The organism is Streptomyces mashuensis (assembly GCF_014654785.1).
Lineage (GTDB): Bacteria > Actinomycetota > Actinomycetes > Streptomycetales > Streptomycetaceae > Streptomyces > Streptomyces mashuensis.
The window spans coordinates 576,634-596,384 of sequence record NZ_BNBD01000001.1; the positions used below are offsets into that span (position 1 = coordinate 576,634).

The 19,751-nt window shown below is 71.8% G+C and carries 16 protein-coding genes; 7 read left to right on the forward strand and 9 right to left on the reverse strand.

The window, feature by feature from the left end; all coding sequences use genetic code 11:
- The first annotated feature begins 29 nt into the window (after positions 1 to 29).
- Positions 30 to 1,625 (forward strand): FAD-dependent oxidoreductase, encoded by a 1,596-nt coding sequence (locus IE305_RS02220; RefSeq protein WP_190127629.1) that lies wholly within the window; start codon positions 30 to 32, stop codon positions 1,623 to 1,625.
- Between the two features lie 37 nt (positions 1,626 to 1,662).
- Here IE305_RS02220 and IE305_RS02225 read toward each other — a convergent pair whose 3' ends face one another.
- Genes IE305_RS02225 through IE305_RS02240 form a run of 4 tightly spaced genes read right to left on the reverse strand, consistent with a single transcriptional unit; the run spans position 1,663 to position 9,420 of the window.
- Positions 1,663 to 2,895 carry a cytochrome P450 gene (locus tag IE305_RS02225; protein WP_190127630.1) on the reverse strand — a complete coding sequence of 411 codons (1,233 nt, stop codon included), beginning with the start codon at positions 2,893 to 2,895 and terminating at the stop codon, positions 1,663 to 1,665.
- On the reverse strand, positions 2,892 to 4,535 hold the full coding sequence (locus IE305_RS02230; RefSeq protein WP_190127631.1) for an FAD-dependent monooxygenase: 1,644 nt from the start codon (positions 4,533 to 4,535) through the stop codon (positions 2,892 to 2,894). The genes IE305_RS02225 and IE305_RS02230 overlap by 4 nt, the downstream gene beginning before the upstream one ends.
- Positions 4,532 to 7,894, reverse strand: coding sequence for a ferritin-like domain-containing protein (locus IE305_RS02235; protein WP_190127632.1), 3,363 nt, complete (start codon positions 7,892 to 7,894; stop codon positions 4,532 to 4,534). The genes IE305_RS02230 and IE305_RS02235 overlap by 4 nt, the downstream gene beginning before the upstream one ends.
- A complete protein-coding gene (locus IE305_RS02240; protein WP_268255840.1) occupies positions 7,894 to 9,420 on the reverse strand; it encodes a flavin monoamine oxidase family protein in 1,527 nt (508 codons plus the stop codon). The genes IE305_RS02235 and IE305_RS02240 overlap by 1 nt, the downstream gene beginning before the upstream one ends.
- Before the next feature lie 571 nt (positions 9,421 to 9,991).
- Here IE305_RS02240 and IE305_RS02245 point away from each other — a divergent pair.
- Entirely contained in the window at positions 9,992 to 10,492 is a 501-nt protein-coding gene (locus tag IE305_RS02245; protein ID WP_190127633.1) for an inorganic diphosphatase, read from the forward strand.
- Positions 10,493 to 10,545: 53 nt separating this feature from the next.
- Here IE305_RS02245 and ssgD read toward each other — a convergent pair whose 3' ends face one another.
- Positions 10,546 to 10,959 carry a spore wall synthesis regulator SsgD gene (gene ssgD, locus IE305_RS02250; protein ID WP_190127634.1) on the reverse strand — a complete coding sequence of 138 codons (414 nt, stop codon included), beginning with the start codon at positions 10,957 to 10,959 and terminating at the stop codon, positions 10,546 to 10,548.
- 248 nt (positions 10,960 to 11,207) lie between these two features.
- The gene (locus tag IE305_RS02255) at positions 11,208 to 13,214 is read right to left on the reverse strand and encodes a Xaa-Pro dipeptidyl-peptidase (protein WP_190128172.1); all 2,007 of its coding nucleotides are present in this window, start codon (positions 13,212 to 13,214) and stop codon (positions 11,208 to 11,210) included.
- A gap of 217 nt (positions 13,215 to 13,431) precedes the next feature.
- Between IE305_RS02255 and IE305_RS02260 the strand changes: the two genes are divergently transcribed.
- From IE305_RS02260 to IE305_RS02275, 4 genes are all read left to right on the forward strand, one after another.
- Positions 13,432 to 14,964 carry a M1 family metallopeptidase gene (locus IE305_RS02260; protein WP_190127635.1) on the forward strand — a complete coding sequence of 511 codons (1,533 nt, stop codon included), beginning with the start codon at positions 13,432 to 13,434 and terminating at the stop codon, positions 14,962 to 14,964.
- Positions 14,965 to 15,195: 231 nt separating this feature from the next.
- Positions 15,196 to 15,633, forward strand: a complete 438-nt coding sequence (locus IE305_RS02265; protein ID WP_190127636.1) for a hypothetical protein — start codon at positions 15,196 to 15,198, stop codon at positions 15,631 to 15,633.
- A gap of 9 nt (positions 15,634 to 15,642) precedes the next feature.
- Positions 15,643 to 17,436, forward strand: coding sequence for an alpha/beta hydrolase (locus tag IE305_RS02270; RefSeq protein ID WP_190127637.1), 1,794 nt, complete (start codon positions 15,643 to 15,645; stop codon positions 17,434 to 17,436).
- Positions 17,429 to 17,998, forward strand: a complete 570-nt coding sequence (locus tag IE305_RS02275; protein ID WP_190127638.1) for a hypothetical protein — start codon at positions 17,429 to 17,431, stop codon at positions 17,996 to 17,998. The genes IE305_RS02270 and IE305_RS02275 overlap by 8 nt, the downstream gene beginning before the upstream one ends.
- On the opposite strand, the gene IE305_RS02280 is transcribed toward IE305_RS02275, so the two are convergent.
- Genes IE305_RS02280 through IE305_RS02290 form a run of 3 tightly spaced genes read right to left on the reverse strand, consistent with a single transcriptional unit; the run spans position 17,968 to position 19,204 of the window.
- A complete protein-coding gene (locus tag IE305_RS02280; protein ID WP_190127639.1) occupies positions 17,968 to 18,180 on the reverse strand; it encodes a DUF397 domain-containing protein in 213 nt (70 codons plus the stop codon). The genes IE305_RS02275 and IE305_RS02280 overlap by 31 nt on opposite strands.
- Positions 18,177 to 18,386, reverse strand: a complete 210-nt coding sequence (locus tag IE305_RS02285) for a DUF397 domain-containing protein (RefSeq protein ID WP_190127640.1) — start codon at positions 18,384 to 18,386, stop codon at positions 18,177 to 18,179. The genes IE305_RS02280 and IE305_RS02285 overlap by 4 nt, the downstream gene beginning before the upstream one ends.
- On the reverse strand, positions 18,383 to 19,204 hold the full coding sequence (locus IE305_RS02290; RefSeq protein ID WP_190127641.1) for a helix-turn-helix domain-containing protein: 822 nt from the start codon (positions 19,202 to 19,204) through the stop codon (positions 18,383 to 18,385). The genes IE305_RS02285 and IE305_RS02290 overlap by 4 nt, the downstream gene beginning before the upstream one ends.
- A gap of 127 nt (positions 19,205 to 19,331) precedes the next feature.
- Here IE305_RS02290 and IE305_RS02295 point away from each other — a divergent pair, with 127 nt between their 5' ends.
- Positions 19,332 to 19,745 (forward strand): DUF6415 family natural product biosynthesis protein, encoded by a 414-nt coding sequence (locus tag IE305_RS02295; RefSeq protein ID WP_190127642.1) that lies wholly within the window; start codon positions 19,332 to 19,334, stop codon positions 19,743 to 19,745.
- Positions 19,746 to 19,751 lie beyond the last annotated feature (6 nt).

Genomic DNA, 19,751 nt, shown 5'->3' on the forward strand with positions numbered 1-19,751 from the left:
TGGGGTCCAACGGTCAAGGGGGAAGAACGATGCGCGACCGCACCGGGGAGATCACCGGGGACATCGACGAGACCAGGGACGTTGTGATCGTCGGCGCCGGGCCCACCGGCCTGGCGCTCGCGGTCGCCCTCCGCCAGTACGGGCTCGACGTGGCCCTCCTGGAGAAGGAACCCAGCACCAAGCGGCAGGTCCGCGCCAGCGTCATCTGGCAGCGCGCCCTGGAGGTCCTGCGCGATTTCGGCTGCTCCGACCGGTTCCTGGAACAGGGGCTGTCGCTGCGCCGCAGCGAGGTGTACATCGGGGGCCGGCACGCCGGCCGGCAGGACCTGGCCGTCACCGGCACACCCTTCGCCAACCCCCTCGCCATCGAGCAGATCGCCATCGAGGGCCTGCTGGCGGACCGCCTGCGGGAGCTGGGCACCGAGGTGCAGTGGAACACCGAGGCCGTCGCCGTCCGGACGTACGCCGACGGCGCGGAGGTCCGCGTACGCGAGCACGGCACCGGCCGCGACCGGGAACGGGTCATCGGCTGCCGGTGGGTCGTGGGCTGCGAGGGCGCGCACAGCCTCGTCCGCAAGACGCTGGACGTCCCCTTCGAGGGCGAACGCCGCACCGGCTTCCAGGCCGTGCAGATCAACGCCATGCCCGACTGGAAGTACACCTGCGCCCCCGACACCACCCACATCTTCGTCGAGCGCCGGGTGTGCCTCATCGCCTCGCCGCGCCCCGGCGGCGGCTACCGCTTCTTCGCCTTCCGCGACGACCCCGACCCGGGCCTGGCCGACCCGCCCACCGTCGACGAGATGCGCGAACTCGTCGCGCGTGCCTCGCACGACACCGGCGTGCAGCTGGTGCCCACCGAGCCGCCCTGGTTCAACCGGGCCCGCTTCCACGACCGGCTCGCCCGCTCCCTGCGCGTCGGCCGGGCGCTGCTCGCCGGCGACAGCGCGCACCTGTGGGCGCCGGTCGGCGGCCGGGGCCTCAACACCGGGCTGCGCGGTGTGCACAACCTCGCCTGGAAGCTCGCCGCCGTCCACCAGGGCCGCGCCCCCGACGAACTCCTCGACACCTACTCCGCCGAGCAGCGCGCCATCGTCCGCGACGTCATGCGGCAGATGCGCCGCAACGTCGTCGAGCTGCCCCCCTCGCGCGCCATGCTGCTGGCCATGCGGCTGGCCGTGCCCGCCGTGCTCGCCAGCGAACGCCTCAGCCGGGGCAGCAGCGACCTGCTCAGCGAACTGCCCCGGCACCACCGCGCCGGCAAGCTGTCCACCGACGCCGGCGGCCGGGGCGAACTGCGCGCCGGCGACCGCCTGCCCGACACGACGGTCGTCGCCGACGGCCGGCCCTGCCGCGTCCACGAACTCCTCTCCTACGAGCGGTGGACGCTGCTCACCGACCCCCGCGCCGACCTCGCCGCCCTGCGGCGCGCCGCCGACCGCCACTCCCTCCCGCTGGAGGTGCACGCCGTACGCCCCGGCCCCCGCGAGGGCGACGGGTTGCCCTCCGGCACGCTGTACCTCGTACGGCCCGACGGTCACATCGGCCTACGGGCGCGCCACACCGCCGTCCGCACCGTCGACGCCTACCTGCGCCGGTGGTCCACGCCGCGCACGCCCCGCTGAAACCCCGGCCACGTCAGCCCCCCCCCCTCAGCCTCCATCAGCCCCCCGGCCGCACCAGCAGCCGCTCCGGCCCGTGGAACACCAGGTCGTCGGCGTACCGCACGGCGTCCGGGCCCTCCGCCACCGTCAGCCACGGCAGCGACCGCAGCAGCTCGGTGAACGCCTCTTCGGCCTCCACCCGGGCCAGGGGAGCGCCCAGGCAGTAGTGCGCGCCCATGCCGAAGCCCGCGTGCCGGCGTGCGTCCCGGCGTATGTCCAGCCGGTCGGGCGCCGTCACGTACGCCGGGTCGCGGTTGGCCGAGCCCAGCACCAGCGTGACGTGCGAGCCGCCCGGTATTTTCCGGCCGCCCACCTCGTCGTCCTCGCGCGCCCACCGGCTGATCATCTGCACCGGCGAGTCGTACCGCACCAGCTCCTCCACGGCCCCGGGCGCGAGCTCCGGCCGCGCCCGCAGCAGGGCCAGCTGCCCGGGGTTGGCCAGCAGGGCCAGCAGGCCCTTGCCCACCAGGTTGGTCGTCGTCTCGTGACCGGCTGTCAGGAGGTGGATGCAGGTGCCCACCAGCGTGTCGTCCCCCAGCGGCTCGTCCTCCTCGGCCCGCAGCATCTCCGCGATGAGATCGGTGGTGGCGGGGTCGGCGTCGGCCGGCGTCTCCTTGGAGCTGCGGCGCCGGTCCAGCTCCGCCCGGAAGTACGCGTCCAGGTCGCGCGCCGCGGCCTCCGCCGCCGCGAACGCCCCCGGGCTCCGTGCCACCCGCGAGCTCGTGGCCTGTTGCAGCCCCACGGCCCGCTCCCGGAACCACGGACGGTCCTCCGCCGGCATCCCCAGCAGCTCGCTGATGACGAGGATGGGGAACGGCGCGCAGAAGCCCGCCACCAGGTCGGCGGTCTCCTCCTCCGCGAGGGCCGCCACCAGCCCGGCCGCGAGCCGGCGGATGCGCGGGCGCAACCCCTCGACCATGCGCGGCGTGAAGCTGCGTGCCACCAGCGACCGCACCCGTGTGTGCCGCGGCGGGTCCATGAACACCATCCAGTTGGCGGTGGTGCGCCGCAGGTGCGGGCAGTCCTCGGGCAGCCGCGCGGTGGGCGTGCCCCGCCCGTATGCCCGGCTGGTCAGCACGTGCGCCACGTCCGCGTGCCGGAACAGCGTCCACGCCCGGCCCGACCCGTGCACCGGGTCGGCCTCCCGGTAGCGCCGGTACAGCGGGTACGGGTCGCGCACGTCCACGTCCTCCGTGCGGAACGGCGGCAGCGCCGCGGCCGGGGCGCTCATCGCGCACCCCGCACCCTGTCGACGAGAGCCCCGGCCGCCGCCGCACCCGACGGCGGACGTGCCCCGCACCAGGCGACGTGCCCGTCGGGCCGGACGAGGCAGTACGCGTCCCCGTACAGGGCGCGCGCCGCAGAACCGGGCGCCCAGCGCGAGGTGTCCGTCGTCTCCAGTGGTACGCCGCGCAGCGCGAAGGCGGCCTCCAGGGGCGCCGTGCGCTCGCGGCCGGCGGGCGCCAGCAGGTGGAAGCCCCTGCCGAACAGGTCGAGCGTCGAGCGGCCCGGCGCCAGCCAGGCGTGCGGCGCCCGCCCGCCCGGCAGCACCGCCGTCCGCCAGTCGCCGCCACCTCCGCCCCCAGCACCGTCACCGCCACCGTCACCGTTCCCGGCGATCAGCGACGAGGCGTACCGGTAGCCCAGATGCACGTCGGGCGCGTCGAACTCGCTCCGCACGCCGCTCTCCTCCAGCACCCGCGCCAGCTCCTTGCGGGCCCGCTCGCCCTCCGCCGAGTCGTCCAGGATCTCCTGGGGCAGCTCGCGCCGCAGGGTGCGCGCCAGATGCACGTTGGCCTCCTCCAGGCTCTGCTCGGCGACCGGCCGCCGCTCGGCCTCGTAGGAGTCCAGCAGCCGCGGCCCGGCCCAGCCGGCCAGTTCCGCGGCCAGCTTCCAGCCCAGGTCGGCGGCGTCCACGATGCCGGTGTTCATGCCGAAGCCGCCCGACGGCGACAGCGTGTGCGCGGCGTCCCCGGCCAGCAGCACCCGGCCCGCGCGGAAGCGCCGGGCGATGCGGTGGGTGAGGTGCCACACGTTGTCGGAGAGGATCTCCACCGGCGTGTCCAGGCCCAGCGCCGTGCGCACCATCTGCTCGGCGTCGCCCGCCGGCGTGCCCTCGCCCGCGCTCACCGTCAGCCGGTACAGCTCCCGCCCGTCGATGGCCCGCAGCGGGAACCGCAGCCGCGGCGGGCGCAGCAGGAAGTACACCAGCGCGGCGCGCGGCCCCAGCAGTCCCAGCAGCTCCGGCGCCCGGAAGAGGATGTTCCGGAAGACCCGGGTGGCGTACCGGCCCGGCGCCTCGATGCCGCACGCCTTCCGCACGGGCGAGGAGGCGCCGTCGCAGCCCACCAGATACCGGGCGCGCAGCGCCAGCCGGGAGCCGTCGGCGAGGTCCGTGGCCACGGCCGTCACGCCCTCGTCGTCGTGGGTGAAGCCGTCCACCCGGCAGCGCAGCCACAGCCGCCCGCCGGGGTCCCGGCCGCGCACGCCCACCGAGCGGGCCAGCAGCGGGGCCAGCCAGTGCTGCGGGCAGGCGTGCTCGGGCTCGGGCGTGTACGGCGGCACGGGGCGGCTGTCGGCGGTGCCGAACGACAGCCGGTGGATCTCGTGGCCGCCGACCGCGGTGACCCAGGCGACGTCCAGCGTGTGGTCGCCGGGCCAGCCCGCGGCCCGGATCCGGTCCGCCACGCCCCAGCGCCGGAACAGCTCCATCGAACGGGGGCCGACCGTCGACACCTTGGGGTGGAACACCTCGCCGTCGGACGCCTCCAGGGCGAGGAAGTCCACGCCGCGCGCCCCGAGATCCAGCGCCAGGGCCATCCCCACCGGGCCGGCTCCGACGATCAGCACGTCGGTCTCGTACGTCCTCATGTCCCCGTCCCCTCCTCGCCCCTGCCGAAGCAATCGGCGTAGAAACCCATCATGTCCGCGACCTGCGCGGGCACCGGGCCGCACTTGCGGGCCGCCGCCTCCAGGTGCGCGAAGCGCAGCGCGATCGCACGCCGCGCCACATCAGGCCGGGCGACCGGCGCGGGCACGGTCTCCAGCTCGAACGTCGGCCCGGCCGTCCGGCCGCGCCGCCCCGACTCCATCGTGACCAGCAGCTCGGCCAGCGGCCGCATCATCCCGGTCATCACGTCGATGGAGGCGTTCATCAGCTTCGAGCGGCGCAGGCTGCCGTCCGGGCTCTCGCCGAAGTGCTGCACCATCAGCTGGAGCATCAGCTGGTACGACCGGTTGAACAGCCGTCCCACGGCCCGGGCCTCCGGGTCGGTGACGGGCGACGTGGCACCGTCACCGGCGCCCAGCGTGGGGTTGCGCAGCACCGGGTAGGACGGCTGCCACGGCAGCAGCCGCCCGTACGGGCCCGGCACCTGCTCGGTGGTCAGGGCCTCGGCGATGCGCAGGAAGCTGTGGAAGTGCGACACCTCGGCGCCGTCGGGTCCGGGGCCGCTCCCGGTTCCGCTCCGGGGGCTCCCGGGCACGCCGCCCTCGCCCTGCTCCGTGATGAGGTCCACCGCGAACAGGGCGCTGGTCAGGTCGTCGACCTCCAGCTGGTAGTCGGGGTGCACCGCGTTGACGGACGCGCGCAGGAACAGGTGGTGCTCGCCGCCGCCGCGCCCCTTGGGGACGAGGAACAGGCCGGGCACCCGTTGCAGCCCTTCCCGGATGCCCGCGTACAGCTCGCTGATCGAGTTCCAGGTGAAGCCCAGCGTCCGCGGCCCCGCGCCGGCGCCCGTTCCGTGCGCGCCGCGCACGTCCGGGACGAGCGCCTCCGGCTGCTCCAAGGCGACGTAGCGCTGGACGCTGCCCAGGCTCAGCCCTTCGAGCGCGAAGTCCAGCGGGACGGGCAGTTCGGCGTTGACGGTGGCGAAGTCGATGTGCGGGACGTGGAAGGGCTCGCCGAGCGCCGTGATGATGTTGTTGACCAGCAGGAAGTGGATCATTTCCTCGCGGGCCACCTCCAGCAGGGTGCCGCGGATGCCGCCGTCGCCGGTCTCGCCGCCGCTGCCGCAGGCCAGGTGCAGCTGGTGCGGCGTCCACTGCCCGCGCCGCACGTACTCCCGGCCCGCGCCGTACGTGGGCACGGAGAACGCCGCGTAGAGGTACTGGAGCATGACGGCCAGCTCGACCGCGGCGGCCTGCTTGAGCACCGCCCACAGTTCCCCGCGGGTGGTGATGGCCGGGCCGCCGCCGAGGACGGCCGGCACGGCGAGCGGCGGCCGGACGCGCGCCTGCTGGTTGCGCAGGTAGGCCAGGAGCAGGCGCGCCTTGGGGTCGGTCAGGTCGCGGGTGGGCGGCATGTAGTACGTCCGGTCCTTGTTCCGCGGGTCGCACATCTGCCACACCAGCTCGGCGTACGTCTCGACCTTGCAGCGGTCGGCGAGGCTGAAGACCTCGGAGCGCATGAAGCCCGACAGGTGCTCGTAGAAGGCGAACACCTCCCGGTGCAGCAGGTCGAAATCGACGTCCTCGCGCGGCACGTCGTCCAGGTGCCAGTCGTCGGGCAGGACGCGGACGGCCAGGGCGCCGGCCCCGGCCCAGTAGCCGAGGGCGTCCTCGTCGTCGTACGCGGCCCAGGCCGAGCCGGGCGCGGCCGGGTCGACGGGGGGCAGGTCGCCGGGGCCGGTGGAGAGCAGCACCCGGCAGGTGCCGGCGTGTTCGCCGCGGAGCGTGAGCGAGCCGTGCCCGTGCTCGTCGGTGTCCACGACGCATTCGGCGGCGTACGCGCCCTCGCCGCGCATCCCCAGCAGCACGGCGTCGCCGATGCGCGCGCCGGGGGCACCGGCGCACGGATCGGCGGGCAGCGCACGCGGGTTGAAGTACTGCCGTACGTGCACCGGGCCGGCGCTCGCCGGGCGCCCCCGGACGTACGAGCGCAGCGGCACCGTCACCGCGTGGTCGGCGCCGTGCGCGTGGTCGCGGTGGTGGACGACGACGCACGCCTCGTCGCTCTGCACGTTCACCTCGCGCTCGGTCAGCAGCGCCGTCCGGCGGCCGGTGCTGTCGGTGCCGGTGAGGACGAGCCCCTCGTCGCCGGTGGCCTCCCAGCCGGGTTCGGCGGGGAGGGTGAGCAGGCCCGAGGTGAGCGCCGCCCGCTCCCCGGCGTAGGCGGCGGCCGGTACGCGGGCCACGAGCCGGCCCGTGCGGGCCGTCCGCAGCTCCAGGTCACCGGCGTCCAGCGGGGGCCCGAGCCGGTGCAGCGGGCCGGGCCCCGGCTCGGGGGCCCGCGTGGTGACGGGCACGGCGGACACCATGTCCAGCGCCGCCCGGCCGCCGGCCACGTGGGCCGTCAGGTGGTGCAGGGGCCCGCCGGGCACGGGCACGAGGAGCCGCCCGGCGGGGTAGGTGCGCAGCTCGTCCGCGTACCAGGGCGCGACGGTGCCGCGCACCCGCCAGTGGCTGGGCGCGTCCGGCACCTGCGGCGAGGCCATGGCGTCCAGCGCGAACCGGACGACGAGCCCGTCCGCGCCCTCCTCCACCGCCTCGCGCAGGGCGAGGACGGCGGGGGAGAGGCGGGCGTCCGGCAGCCAGCCCGGACCGGCCGCCTCCGTGCCCGTGCCCGTCGTCGTGCCCCCGGCCGGGGGCACGACGACGAACTGGTGCACCGCGCAGTAGCGCAGCAGGGGCGCCAGCACGTGGTCGCCGACGTCCACGATGTGCCGGAAGTCGGGCCAGCGCGGCGGCTGGAGGCCGGTGACGTCGCCGGCGACCATGTAGCCCTGCCCCTCGTCGTGCGAGCGGCCCAGCCGGCCGAGCCCGAACCGGCCGGTCATCAGCGTCATCGTCCACCGCGACGCCGGGTCCAGGTCGAAGACGCGGGCCCGGTTGACGGTGGTGCGCAGGTACGCGTTGTAGTGGCCCCACAGGTCGACGTGCCGGCCGACGACCGGGTCGGCGGTGTCCGGGGCGTCGCCGGGCCGGGACCCGGGCCCCTCGGCGGAGACGACCCGGGCGTCGATCCAGAAGTGGCCGTTGCCGTCGAAGTTCCAGCCCTTGGCGGCGCTGAACTCCCCGGTTTCGCACGGCTTTCCGTTCCGGTCCCAGTGCGGCCCCTGCTGCTGGAGCCAGTCGTGGTACTCGGTGGTGGGCCGGCCGGGCGGGAAGGGCCCGTCGTCGGTCAGCGCCCGGTGCGCGGCCAGGTCGACGAGGCCGCTGCGGGGCCCGGTCGGCAGTTTGGTCACGGCGGTCCCGGCGAAGTGCAGCCGGGGCAGGTCGAAGACGCTCATCACAGGGCTCCCGCGGGGTTGGCGCGGCCGGTGACGGCCGGCGGACGGCGGCCGGGCACGTACGCCCCGACCTCTTCGACGGCCCGCAGCGCGGACTCGACGGCTCCCTCGATCCAGGCCGGTGCCGACGAGCAGTGCTCGCCCGCGAAGAACATCCGGCCGCAGGGCCGGGAGGCGCGCCGGATCTCCTCCTCGCACTGCTCGGGGCCCTTGCCCCAACGGGTGGTGCAGCCGCCCCAGGCCCACGGCGCACGGTCCCAGGCCACGCTGACGACGTCCAGCACCATGCCGGGCGCGAGCAGCTCGGGGTGGAGGGCCGCCAGCTCGCGCAGGACGAGGCGGTGCCGGCGCCGCTCGGGCAGCCGGCCCATCAGGTCGGCCTCCTCGCCTATGGTGTAGCTGGCCAGCAGGGCGGCGCCGCGCCCGGTGTCGCCCTCGACCGGCGGGTAGTACGTCTGCCGTATGCGCCCACCGGTGAACGAGGCGCCGCCGCGTATGCCGTGCTGCCACCAGAACGGCTCGCGGCAGTGGACGGCCACCTTGGTCGCCGGGCAGTAGTCCACCTCGGCCAGGACGGACAGCTTGTCGGGGTCGAGGCCGCGCAGCCGCAGCCGGCGCACGGCCGGGAACGGCAGGGTGCACACCGCGAAGTCCGCGCGCCGCACGACACTGCGGGTGCCGGTGCGGGCCCGGACGAGGACGTGGTCGCCGTGCACCTCGACGCCGGTGACGCGGTGGCCCAGCCGGAGCGGACCGCGCAGCCGGGCGGCGAGCCGTTGCGGCAGCTGGTCCATGCCGCCCTCCAGGCGCAGCAGCGCCGGCCCGGTCTCGGTCAGGATGTCGTCGAGGAAGCTGTTGAGGCGGGCGCTGCACCCGGTCCGCAGCCACGGGTGGGCGGCGAACACGGCCTGCAGGTCCACCCGGTCGCCGGCGGAACCGCGCAGATGCGCGGAGACGTCGGTACGGGCGACCAGGTCCAGCAGCTGGCGGCGCAGGTCCTCGCGGAGTTCGGCGCGCAGGTCCGGCGGCGCCACGGCGTCGACAATGGCAGTGAGCCAGGCGCCGAAGACGACGGTGCCGTCGTCGTAGTGGTGGCCCGGCAGGTGCTGTTCGAGCTCGCGGCGGAAGTTCTCGCCGAGCGGGCCGGCGGCGTCCCGGATTCGCAGGAAACCCGGCCCGGTGCGCAGGAATGCGTTCTCCTCCGAGAGCAGGGTCCGGAAGGTGCGGAGTTTCTCGTCGAGACCGGTCCGGTGGATGTATTCCAGGGTCCGGTGGTGGTGCGCCGGAATGCGCATCGCGCCGAGTTCCGCGAACGGCGCGCCGGGGCCCGGACCGAATCGGTGGGTGTGGATGCGGCCCCCGATGCGCGTGTTGCCTTCCAGGACTTCCACGCGGTAGCCCAGGGCCTCCAGTTCACAGGCCGTCACCAGGCCGGATATACCGGCTCCGAGGACCAGGACCGACGGTCCGGCCTGTTCGAAAGAGTCGAATGTGTGTGCATGCCAAACTTCGGTTGCGTCCAGCACCGTACTTCCCCCCGTAAAGTGCCTTGCATTCCCCGTAAGGGGCCCTCATAGGGTTTTCACAGTCGAGCCCCTGAGGCAATGGTATTTCCGGTCACCCAGATTCCCGCAACGCCTTTTTGGGTAGCGTCCACCAATGCGTAGACGTCGTACGACGGCATAGCGCGGCAACGCCCGAAAAGCGGTCCTGGGGCCTCCGCATTTTCCGCGGACAATGCAACGGTCAATCCCTGGTGCGCCGGTGGGCGCGGCCGCGGAAAAGTGGAAACCCGAAGCATCCGGCCGCCGGCCGCCCGCCGGGCCGGCCGGGGGCGTCCCGCCCCGGAACGGCGCGATGGGCCGGTCCGGGCCGGATGACGTAGCGGCGGGGGAGACGGAAGGCGTAAAAGGCCGGGCCTCTTCCGCGGCCCGGTACCGCGGCCGGTGTCTGGTTCCTTCCCGTTCGGGCCCGAAGTCCGGTTGAGGCGCCCCTTCCGCTCCCCCGGAAGAGTGACCACGGGGCACCGTGGCGCCCGTGGTGCGGGCCGCGCGACCATGGGGGCCGCCCGGCCCGCCGACCGCTCCGGAGGAGCCCATGGACTTCGACGTCGTCGTGGAGATCCCGCAAGGCAGCCGCAACAAGTACGAGATGGACCACGAGACCAGCCGCATCCGGCTCGACCGGATGCTCTTCACCTCCACCCGCTACCCGGCCGACTACGGGTACATCGACGGCACCCTCGGCGCCGACGGCGAGCCCCTGGACGCGCTCGTGCTGGCCGGTGACCCCACCTTCCCCGGCGTCGTGGTGCGCTGCCGGGCCATCGGGATGTTCCGGCTGCGGGACGAACAGGGCGAGGACGACAAGGTGTTGTGCGTGCCCGCGGCCGACCCGCGCCACGAGCACCTGCGCGACCTCAGACACCTGCCGGAGTTCGACCGCCTGGAGATCCAGCACTTCTTCGAGGTCTACAAGGAGCTGGAGCCCGGCAAGTCCGTCGACGTGGCGTGCTGGGCCGACCGCGCGGCGGCCGAGGCGGAGATCAGCGCGTCACGCAGGCGCGCCGCGCGGGCCGGGACGCGCGAGGACCTCTGAGCCGGCCTCCGAGCCGGGCGGGAAGCACGGGAAACACGGGGAGCGCCGGGCCGTCAGGGCTGCCGCAGCAGGGCCGCCAGGTGGCCGTCCACGTCCAGCAGCCCGCCCTCGCCGCCCGCCGGCACCACGGCGTACGTACGGGCCAGGAACGACCGCAGCTCACCCGTCTCCAGCTGCACCATGGCCACGCCCTCCGGCGCGTGGAGCTCCACCACCGTGCGGTGCGGCCCGCACGGCCACACCCGGACGTCCCCGCCGCCCGCCGAGCGCAGCAGCCCGCGGGCCAGCAGGTCGCGCGCGAAGGCCCACTCGACGGCCTCGCCGTCGAGCGACGCGGCGGCGGGGAAGGCGACGCGCACCGCGAACGGGTCGGAGCGGAGGTAGCGCAGCTGCGCGGGAACCGCGCGGGAGGGCGGGGCCGATGCGATGATCCGTGCCTGGACAGCCTGTTCGATGACAGTGGACACGCCAGCTCCCTTGCGGTTGTGGTCCCGGTGGTGCGCTTCCCGTGAAAGAGACGACCGAACCGGGGGCATCGTGCACCCGGTTTACGCGTGAGCTGCGTCACTCTCCTTGAAAAAGAAGACATTTACGGGTGAGCGCCCCGAACTCGAAGGAATGCCGGGGAAGGGAGTCAAGAGAGTCAAGGAAGACATGGGGAAAAGGGCGCGGGAGCGCGCCCCGGCGCAGACCGGCCGGTACGCGCTCCCGCCGCTCAGGGCAGCGCCGTGACGGCCGGCGGCCGCAGCCCGGGCGCGGTCACGGGCGGCCCGGCGTCGTACGGCTGCCGGAGGCCGCCGGAGCCGCCGCCGGGGCCGCTGGGGCCGCCGCCCGGGCCGCCGCGGGTGGCCCGCAGGAAGGCCGGCCAGCCGCCCGTCACCGGCAGCTCCGCCGCCGTCCCGGCCAGGTCCAGCGTCAGCCGGGGCCGCGTCGACGCCGGCTGCACCAGGCCCGCGTCCGTCCCGGCCACGATCAGCGCCAGCCGGTGCCCGGCCGGCACCACGTGATCGGTGGCACCAAGAGCGAGCGTGATCGTGTACGGCCGGCCGGGCGTGAGCACCTCGCCCTCCTCCAGCCCGGCGTGGTGACCCAGGTCGGCCCAGCCCCGGCTGAACACCGTGTGCGCCACCTGCGCCGTGTCGGGCTCGGTCACGCGGAAACAGCCGGTGTCGGCGGACGTGCCGGCGCCCCAGCACGTCCGGCCGGACAACGTCCGGATGCCCTCCCCGGCCCCCGCGTAGTTGCGGATCACGGCCGGGCCCAGGTCGACGAGGACCGCCGTCAGGTGGGCCGACCCGGTGGACGGCGTCACGGTCAGACGGACCCGCGACGAACCGGACAGCCGCAGGTCCCGGGCGAGCGGACCGGTGAGGAAGGATGCCTTGGCCGGCGTGGACTCCGTGGCGTGCGCCGCCCAGTCGCTCTCGTCCAGCGCCGGGTCGTCGGTGAACACCGACGCGGCCCCGGCCGGCGCGGGAAGGAGACCCAGGGTGCCGACGCCGGGCACCGGGCCGGCCGCCGGCCGCACGGTGGTGGCGGAGGTGCCCCGCGGCGGCCACACCGCGTCGGTGGCCCACTGCCCCGGCGCCCGCTCCACGTCCGCCATGGGCTCGCGCTCGACGCCGTTGTCGTAGCCCAGCAGGTAGTGGTCGAACCAGCGGTGCAGGGTGCGCACCCACTCCTCGCGGCGCAGGTCGAACGGGTCGACATGCCCGGCCTGCGACAGCCACACCTTGCGCTCCACGCCCTCCCGGGCCAGCGCGTCCCACCACTGCCCGAAGTGCTGGGTGCGCACGTTCAGGTCCTGCATCCCGTGCACGGCCAGCACGCTGGCCCGCACCCGGCCGGCGTCCTTGACGTAGTCGCGCTCCTCCCACAGCGGGGTCCAGTCGCCGCTGCGGGGCGCGCCCTCCCGCAGCGCGCGCTGCACGGCCTGGCAGCGGCCGCGCGCCGCCGCGCTCTCGACGCGGTCGGCCAGGCCGTCGGGCCCGCTGCCGAACAGGGCGGCGCCCTGCGCGAAGTAGTAGTCGTACCAGGAGCTGATGGCGCTGATGGGTACCACGGTGCGCAGCCCCGGCACGCCGGTGGCGGCCACCGCGTTGGCGATGGTGCCGTCGTAGCTCTTGCCGATCATGCCGACCGCGCCCGTGCTCCAGCCGGCCCGTACGGCGGTGCGGCCGCGGGCCGAGGCGTAGCCGCGTGCCCGGCCGCCGAGCCAGTCGACGACGGCCTTGGCGGAGAGGACGTCGGAGCGGCCGCCGACGTCCGTGCAACCGTCCGAACGGCTCGTTCCGGTGAGGTCGACCAGGGCGACGGCGTAACCGCGCGGCACGAAGTAGTTGTCGTAGTACAGCGGGAACTGGAGCGGCCGCCCCTGCGCGTCGTACGTCTTCTTCTGGCTCTCGTTGCCCCGCCCGCAGCACGCGTAGTACGGGCTGGCGTCCATGATGACGGGCACCCGGATGCCCTGCTCGGCGGCCTCGCGCGGCCGGATCACATCGACCGCCACCCGGTCGGTGCGGCCGTCGCCGTCACCGTCGAGGCCGGTGTCGACCCAGACCGACTCGCGTACGGCCTGTTCGTACGAGTAGACGGGTCTGCTCTCGTCCGGTGGTTTCGCGCCGTTCCCGGCGAGCGCGGCCGCCGGGGGCGCGATCAGGACGGTGACCAGGGCGGCCAGAGCCGCGAGAAAGGATGCCGCCCGGGGGAAGCGAAACTGGATGCGGGTGTTCCGGAAGGGTTTCGGCACGGCGGGACCGTAGCGCGGTCAACTCCTGGGCAGAAGAGGGGCGGACGGGGCTCGTGACGGGTGGCCGAACGGCCACTCGTGTCGGGCACGTGTCGATCACATGTCGGGACGGGCCATGGACATGACCGGGCGGGTGGTGAGTACATAGGCTGCGTTTGATCTTTCGCCCCCTACGAGTTGGAGTGAGCCCGTGCGTCACAGACTCATCGTCCCGAGCGCTGCCGCCGCCGCCCTGCTGCTGGCCGTCCCGGCATCCGCCGCCGACGCCACGCCCGGCGCCCCCGGCATCGGGGACTCGTACTACCCCACGTCGGGGAACGGCGGATACGACGTCTCCCACTACGACTTGAGGCTGAAGTACCAGCCGTCCACGGACCGGCTGGACGGCACGGCGACCCTCACCGCCACCACCACGCAGGCCCTCTCCCGCTTCAACCTCGACTTCGCGCTGGACGTCAGCGAGGTACTCGTCAACGGCAAGCCCACCTCGTTCGCCAAGTCGGGCGACCACGAGCTGGAGATCACGCCGTCGGCGCCCCTGGAGCGCGGCCGGCAGATCACCGTGGTGGTCCGGTACAGCGGCACCCCCTCGCAGGTGAAGATCAACGGGTACAGCGCGTGGCAGCGCACCCCCGACGGCGCCGTCGTCGCCAACGAGCCGGAGGCCGCCGCCTGGTGGTTCCCCAGCAACGACCACCCGCTCGACAAGGCCACGTACGACATCTCCGTCGCCGTGCCCGAGGGCCTCCAGACGGTCAGCAACGGCGAGCTCAAGTCGCAGACCACCAAGCTCGGCTGGACCCGCTACAACTGGCGCTCCACCAAGCCGCAGGCCAGCTACCTGGCGACGCTCGCCATCGGCAAGTTCGACATCACCACCGACAAGACCGCCTCCGGCCTGCCGGTCCTCAACGCCTACAGCAAGGACCTGGGCGACAACTACGACTCGGCCAAGGCCAGCGTCGAGCGCTCCACCGAGGTCATCGACTGGGAGAGCAAGGTCTTCGGCCCGTACCCGTTCAACGCCATCGGCGGCTACGTGCCCAACGTCAAGACCGGCTACGCCCTGGAGACCCAGACCCGCCCCTACTACAGCCCCTCCGGCTTCGCCAACGGCGCCAACGTCTCCCTCGTCGTCCACGAGCTGGCCCACCAGTGGTTCGGCGACAGCGTCTCCGTGAAGGACTGGCGCCACATCTGGGTCAACGAGGGCTTCGCGACCTACGCCCAGTGGCTGTGGTCCGAGAAGGAGGGCGAGGGCACGGCCCAGGAGCTCGCCGACTACATCTACAGCAGCATCCCGGCCGACAACGACTTCTGGAAGGTCAAGCCGTCCGACCCGGGCGCCGACAACCAGTTCCACAACGCGGTCTACAACCGCGGCGCCATCGCCCTCCAGGCGCTGCGCAACGCGGTCGGCGACAAGGTCTTCTTCCAGATCCTCCAGAACTGGACCAAGGAGAACAAGTACGGCAACGCCTCGGTCCAGGACTTCGTCGCCTTCGCGGAGAAGACCTCGGGCAAGAAGCTCCAGAAGCTCTTCGACCGCTGGCTGAACACCCCCGGCAAGCCGGCCGCGGCCGACGCCGCGCGCGACGGCATCGGCAAGGCGGCCTCTGCGGCCACGGGGAAGGGTGGCGCGCACAGCCTGAAGGCGGCGAAGCCGGTGGCCCCGAAGTCGTGGCAGAAGATCCAGGAAGCGCAGAAGGCGCACCAGCACTGAGCGCTGACTCCTGACTCCCGGTGCGGGCCCGTCGTCATGGACGACGGGCCCGCGCTTTTTGCGGAACAGGGGGCCATCGCCCGGGGGCTGGGGGTGGGTGCTCAGGAGGTGGTGAGTATCCGTACTCATCTTTCTGTGACCTGCGATCATTCGGGCGGCACTCGCTGATCCGCTGCATAAACTGACGCCTCGTTGTCAGGGCCGTTGCACGAGTACGGGTGGCTGGGGAGCATGTCTTCTTTCGCGTCGGAGTGGGCGCAGCTGAAGCGGGAGGCGACCGCTGATGCGGGAATGCACCTTGCGGGTGTCGGCGGGAATTCCGGCGGTTCTGGCTGGGTGAGTTCCGACCGGAAGGCATGGAGCGCGGCGGGTCATGGGGTCGGTCGGCTGGCCGGCAACGTCAAGACCGCGCTCACCGGGCTCGAAGACGGGCAGAAGGGCGCGAATGCGAGCGGCGTGCAGAGCGCGGTGGCCCAGGCCGAGGTGTACGAGACCTGGAAGACGTACCTGAACGCGCTCAGTGGCCGGTGCGGTCAGATACAGGGGCGTCTGGAGAAGGCCGGCAATGGCCAGTACAAGAACGACGAGGCCATCAAGACCGACTTCGACGGCATGGAGGCCATGTACAAGGACACGCCCGCCGTCGGTGGCGACCAGAAGGCCCGGTGATCCGGGCTCATGGACTTTGCGACGCTCAAGGCGTTCAAGCCCTCCGAATTCGAGGAGGCGGCGACCGGCTACGCCAAAACCGGTGACATGGCCAGTGCGGCCAAGGACAGCATCGAGAACGAAGTGGCCGCGGGCATGCGGAAGTCACTCAAGGGCGAGGCCGCGGATGCGGCCCACTACCAGCTCGGGGAGCTGGCCAAGGACTTCCACTACGTCCAGGCCGAGTGCGGGCTGATCAGCACGGCGCTCCGCGCATTCGCCTCCGACATGCGGGCGGTGAAGGACAAGCTCGACGCGGCCATCGAGGACGCCGAGGCCAAGAACTTCACGGTGGGTGCCGACGGCTCGGTCTCCTATCCGGTTGCCGGAGAGGCGAAGGGCAGCAGCCAGCCCAAGGCCGGCACGGCGACCGGCACGACGGATGTGACCGCCCAGGCGATCTACCAGCAGTCGGCCAACTTCAACCCGAACCCCAACTTCGGCGTGGCCCAAGGCATCGCGAACCGCATAGCCGCGGCCATCAAGGAGGCCACGGAGGTCGACGAGAAGTGGGCGCCGAAGCTGCGACGCCTGAAGGCCGACGACGACCTGACCGTCTCCGACAACGACTGGATCGACGTGACGTCGGACGCCGGGGCGGTACGGGACGGAGCAAAGAGCTACCTGAGCCGCATCAAGGAGCCGCCGAAGGGCGGCGACCCGAAGGCCAACGCCGACTGGTGGGCACACCTCTCCAGCGACCAGCAGGCCGACTACACCGCCATGTTCCCCGCGAGGGTCGGCGCCATGAACGGCCTGCCCGCGACGGTCCGCGACGAGGCCAACCGTATTGTGCTGGACGAGACGCGCGCCGATTACCGGAAGCAGCTGGACGCGATACCGCCGGAACCGAAGCGCTTCATCGACTTCCGCGAGACCGTGCGGACCAATAACGAGTGGGCGGTATGGGACAAGAAGTACGGCGCAAAGAAGCAGCACCTGGAGTCGACGCTGAAAGGTATGGAGGCCATACAGAAGCGTTTCGACAGTACGGGCACGGAGGGCCTGCCCGAGGCGTATCTGCTCGGCTTCAACCCGGAAGCGGACGGCGGGGTGGTCCTGGCCACGGGTAATCCGGACACTGCGGACCACACCGCCGTCTATGTCCCAGGTACGAAGACGCGTCTCGAAACCATCGACAAGGACATCAATCGGGGATCGAAGCTGTGGCAGGCGAGCCACCGTCTCGCGCCCGATGCCAAGATCTCGACCATCTCGTGGTTCGACTACGACGCACCCGACCACATTTTTCCGGAGGCCACGTGGGACGAGTACGCGGCAAAGGGCGGGCCCACGTTCCGGGAATTTCTCGAGGGAAACAGAGCCGCCCATCAGGCAGCCACGGGGAGCCACGCCCACACCACGATCATCGGGCACAGCTACGGCAGCACGCTCATCGGTGATGCGGCCAAGTCCGGCCTCCACAAGGACGGCCCACTGCTGGCCGACGACGTGATCGCCGCGGGCAGCCCGGGAATGCAGGCGAAACGTGCCGCCGACCTCGGCATCGACCCCAACCACATGTGGGCGGAGAAGGCCGACAACTATGATGACTGGGTTGTCCGGGAGGGTGGGGCCACGATGGGCCTCGGGGATGACCGGGTGGTTCCCACTGACAAGGAGTTCGGTGGGCATGTGATGAAATCGGACGCCCCGGATCACGGCGGATACTGGAACGTGAGGGATGACGGCGAACCATCCGTCAGCTTGAAGAACCAGGCTCGGGTCATCACGGGCCAGTATGAGGAAGTGACACTTGAGTGAGCCGCGTTCCGGGCTTCTGCGGAAGGTCCGGCGACTGTTCTTGCCGGTCGTTTCTCTGGCGGCCGCCTTGATTGTCTTGGGGTATTGGTACATGAGTAACGATGTCGAAGGTAAGCTCGGCTACAAGCCGGAGGTCCGTGCGGTCGAATCGGCCAAGCGTGAAGTCAATTCCATCTCCAGTCAAGTGCTCGACTGGATGGACGTCAAGGGAAAGGTCACCGAGGGTGGTGGGATGGTGGGCGCCTGTGATGCCGTTGACCCTGACTTCACCACGTACTACCAGGTGAATCACCCGTGGTCAATTTACGACTTGACGAGTGGGACCTTCGAACAGGCCATGCAGAACCTTCGCGAGAAGCTGCCGAAGAACGGCTGGGTGATCAAGAGGGACGGTCACACGAACTCCCAGGCCCGTAATCCGGAAATTGTGGCTTTCCATCCCGAAACCCACCACTGGCTCACTGTCGAGTGGGCTTGGAAACGGTCCGGAAACCCGCCGAAGATGATTATCGTTGACGTCGACTCGCGCTGCTACAAGGCGCCGGAGGGCACGAAGCTCTGACGGCCGCGGCTGAGGGCGTTGACGAAGGCGCCCCAGGCCGGGGCGGGGACGGTGAGGATGGGGCCGGTGGGGTTTTTGCTGTCGCGTATGGGGATGGTCTCGGGGGAATGGTCGGCGACCTCAACGCAGTGTTCGCCACCGCCGGTGCTGTAGGTGCTTTTACGCCAAGCAGTCGCAGTCACGAGCGCGTGCTACCTGTGGGCAGGTCGCCGTGGCTAATGGCGTTGACGAAGGAGGCCCAGGCCGGTGCCGGGACGCTCAGGATCGGGCCGGTGGGGTTCTTGCTGTCGCGTATGGGGACGGTGGTGCGGAAGTCGGCGGCGACTTCTAAGCAGCCGTCACCTGCGGCGGCGCTGTGGGTGCTCTTGCGCCAAGCAGTCGTACTCACGAATGCCTCTCCTCGATTACCTTGCGCACGAACGCCATGGATTGTGTGGGCGACAGTGCCTCCGACTGCAGGTGATCGTAAAGGGTTGCGAAGGGCGCGACAGTCTTCTCGTTCGAGGTGAACGCCGACTCTTCGACCCCTTCTCGGCACAGGACGGTACGGCCGTCGCGAAGTTCGAAAATGGTCGTCAGCCCGATGGCCGGGAACAGCGTCGCCTGATCGTGCAGGAGGATCTGCACGTTGATGTTCGGGGCCTCCGTTGCCTTCAACAGGTGCACGAGCTGGTCGCGGAGGGTGTCGGGCTGCCCCAGGCTTCGGTAGAGCGCCGACTCGTCGAGAACCGCCCAGATCCACGGTGGGTTGGTGGACTCGAGCACGGCCTGTCGGCCGAGGCGGAAATTCACCTTGTCGTCGAGGTTCCCGCCGTAGAAGGGCATGCCTGCGCTGAGCAGGGCCGTGGCGTACTCCCGCGTCTGCAAGAGAGCGGGAATCACGCTCATGTAGTACTTGATCTTCCTCGCATTCCGCTCCATGTCGAGCACCGCAGGTGCCGACCGCCAGTCGGCGCCACGCCGCTCCAGGCGGCACCACAGATCGCTCAGAAAAGTGTTCGCCCCCAGCGCCTCGTCCAGCCGTTCCGCGACGTCGAACGGCGGTGCCTCCCCGCCCTCGAACTGGGCGATCCGGCTGCGGGACAGGAACACCTTGTCGCCGAGGTCGGCCTGCGTCCAGCCGTTCCTGTCGCGCAGCTGCCTGATCTTTCCCCCGTACCACTTGTTGAATGGTTCCTCGGGGTTAAGTCCCCTCACCGTGGGCACAGTTGTTCCCCCTATGCCGGGCCGGGGCTCCTCACACCGGACCCGATCTCCTAACGCGGTTACCACTGGTCACGGTACCGCTACGCATGGAAGCTCGGATCCGGTTCGAATGAACGGAGATTCCGCCATGCCTCTCTTCCCCCGCACCGCCAAGTGCGACCCCGCGCGATTCGCCCCGCTGCCGGCCCGGCTCGGGCCCACCACCGATCCCGAGATCAGGGCCGTCATCGATCTCGTCGTCAACGCAACCGTCTCGCCGCCCGCAGGGCAGGTACTCGCCCTCACGCTCAAGCTCCGCCGTTTCCTGCACGAGCGCGTGCCCCGCATCCGGGAGGTCGCGGACCGGTTGCTGCCCGTCGACGACCCGCGGCGGCTTGCCGCCGAGAAGTGTGCCGACGAGGCCACGTACCGCGTCTGGTACGTCAAGCCGGCGGGCGGGCTGGAGGCCGAGTTCCGGTACTGTCTCGGCCTCGCCCGGATCGCCGAGGAGCTGCTCGACCACCAGTGCAGGCTCGCGCAGGGCACCGCCTCGCAGCCCTGACCAAGG